General features: G+C 68.3%; 3 protein-coding genes and 1 pseudogene. All 4 read left to right on the top strand.

Annotation, left to right across the window (positions count from 1 at the left end; genetic code table 11):
- A pseudogene (locus tag AC1D15_RS25955) lies at positions 1-400 on the top strand (ABC transporter substrate-binding protein); the annotation flags it as partial.
- 13 nt (positions 401-413) lie between these two features.
- Positions 414-1,391 (top strand): ABC transporter permease, encoded by a 978-nt coding sequence (locus AC1D15_RS25950; RefSeq protein ID WP_477828253.1) that lies wholly within the window; start codon positions 414-416, stop codon positions 1,389-1,391.
- A complete protein-coding gene (locus tag AC1D15_RS25945) occupies positions 1,388-2,302 on the top strand; it encodes an ABC transporter permease (RefSeq protein ID WP_047509504.1) in 915 nt (304 codons plus the stop codon). Before AC1D15_RS25950 ends, AC1D15_RS25945 begins: the two co-directional genes overlap by 4 nt.
- Positions 2,303-2,316: 14 nt before the next feature.
- The coding region (locus AC1D15_RS25940) for an ATP-binding cassette domain-containing protein (RefSeq protein ID WP_477828252.1) at positions 2,317-2,661 on the top strand (345 nt) is incomplete at its 3' end.

Genomic DNA, 2,661 nt, shown 5'->3' with positions numbered 1-2,661 from the left:
GACCTCGATCGATGCCAACGCGCCGGCCGTGTTCTTCAAGAACCGCGACACCTACACCTACAGCGCCTACCTCGCAGGCTGGGGCACCGCGACCGGGGAGATGTCGAACACGCTGATCGCGCTGCTGGTCACGCCCGACAAGGACAAGGGCCTGGGCACCACCAACCGCGCCCGCTACTCGAACCCGGCGATGGACAAGCTGGTCGCCGAGGCGTCCGCCCAGATGGACGACGCCGCACGCGCCGCGACGCTCGCGAAGGCCAGCGAACTCGCGATGGCCGATTTCGCGATGCTGCCGATCCACTTCGAGCACTCGGTGTGGGCGATGAAGAAGAACGTCAGCTTCAAGGGCCGCGCCGACCAGCAGACGATGGTCCAGTACGCGGTGCCGGCCAAGTAGTCGAACCACGCTGATGTCGGCTTTCATCATCCGCCGCCTGCTGCAGGCGGTGCTCGTCATGGCCGTGATGTCGGGCCTGGTCTTCGTCGGCCTCTACGTGGTCGGCGACCCGGTCTCGATGATGGCCAGCGCCGAGGCCACCGAGCAGGACCGCGCCGAGATCCGCGCCAGCTTCGGCCTCGACAAGCCGCTGTGGCAGCAGTACGGCATCTTCATGTCGCATGCGCTGCGGCTCGATTTCGGCAAGAGCTTCCTGACCGGGCAGTCGGCGATGGGCCTGATCCTGGAGCGCATGCCGGCCACGCTGGAGCTCGCGCTGGTGTCGATGGGCCTGTCGGTGCTGGTGGGCATTCCGCTCGGCATCTGGGCAGGCCTGCGGCCGCAGGCGCTGAGTGCGCGCGGCATCATGGCCGGCTCGGTGCTCGGCTTCTCGCTGCCCAATTTCTGGGTCGGGCTGATGCTGATTATGGTGTTCGCGGTGCAGCTCGGCTGGCTGCCGGCGAGCGGGCGCGGCGCCACGGTGCACCTCGGGCCGCTCGATCTCAGCGTGCTGACGCTCGACGGCTGGTCGCGCCTGCTGCTGCCGGCCGTGACGATCGCGCTCGCGAAGAGCGCGCTGATCATCCGCGTGACGCGCGCCGCCACGCGCGAGGCGCTGCCGATGGACTACATCAAGTTCGCGCGCGCCAAGGGCGTCGGCTGGAGCCGCATCCTGCGGGTGCACCTGCTGAAGAACATCATGGTGCCGATCGTCACGGTGGGCGGGCTGGAGTTCGGCCAGGTGGTCGCGTTCGCGGTGGTCACCGAGACCATCTTCGCGTGGCCCGGCATGGGCAAGCTGCTGCTCGACTCGATCATCACGCTCGACCGGCCGGTGGTCGTCGCCTACCTGATCCTGATCGTGTTCTTCCTCGTGATGCTGAACCTGCTGGTGGACGTTCTCTACTCGGTGCTCGACCCGCGCGTGCGGTTGCAGGGAGCCAAGGCATGACGGCCGACACCTTGCCATCGGCTCTCCTGCCACCGCCCGAAACGCCATGGCAGCGCCTGCGCCGCGAGTTCATGGCCGACCGCCTGGCGCTGTTCGGCCTGGCCTTGCTGGCGCTGGCGCTGTTCGCCGCCGTGTTCGCGCCGTGGATCGCGCCGCAGAACCCGTACGACATCGGCAAGCTCGACATCTTCGACTCGAAGCTGCCGCCCGGCAGCCGCGACGCCGCCGGCACGATGACCTACTGGCTGGGCACCGACGGCCAGGCCCGCGACCTGCTGTCGGCCATCCTCTACGGGCTGCGCACCAGCCTGCTGGTGGGCGGCGTCTCGGTCGCGGCGGCGCTGGCCATCGGCAGCGCGGTCGGGCTGGCGGCGGCCTACTTCGGCGGGTGGATCGATGCGCTGCTGATGCGCATCGTCGACATCCAGCTGTCGTTCCCGGCGATCCTGGTCGCGCTGATCCTGCTGGCCATCCTCGGCAAGGGCGTCGACAAGGTGATCCTCGCGCTCGTCATCGTGCAATGGGCCTATTTCGCGCGGGCCGCGCGCGGTGCCGCGCTGGTGGAGCGCGCAAAGGAATACATCGAGGCGGCGCAATGCATGTCGCTCGGCTGGCCGCGCGTGCTGCTGCGCCATATGCTGCCCAACTGCCTGCCGCCGCTGATCGTGATCGCCACCATCGACCTGGCGCATGCCATCGCGCTGGAGTCGACGCTGTCCTTCCTCGGCGTCGGCGTGCCGGTGACCGAACCCTCGCTCGGCATGCTGATCGCCAACGGCTACGAGTTCCTGCTGTCGGGCAACTACTGGATCTCGTTCTTCCCCGGCATCGCGCTGGCGCTGGCGATCGTCGGCATCAACCTGGTGGGCGACCACCTGCGCGACATCCTGAACCCGCGCAACGCACATTGACGATTCCCTCCACCATGACCGTCCTCGACGTCCAGGGCCTGCAGACCCACTTCTTCACGCACGGCGGCGTGGTGAAGGCGGTCGACGGCGTCGACCTGCGCATCGAGGCCGGCGAGGTGCTCGGCCTGGTCGGCGAATCGGGCTCGGGCAAGAGCATCACCGGCTTCTCGATCCTCGGGCTGATCGATCCGCCCGGGCGCATCGTCGGCGGCCACATCCGCTACCTCGATGAGGAGTTGGTGGGCGCGCCGGAGCGCCGGCTGCAGGCGCTGCGCGGCAAGGAGATCGCGATGATCTTCCAGGATCCGATGATGACGCTGAACCCGGTGCTGCGCGTCGACACGCAGATGGTCGAGGCG

The sequence above is a fragment of the Rhizobacter sp. P2_H2 genome (genome assembly GCF_056403375.1).
The sequence above is the reverse complement of the archived record's forward strand: the minus strand, read 5'-3'. Positions and strand labels throughout refer to the sequence as shown.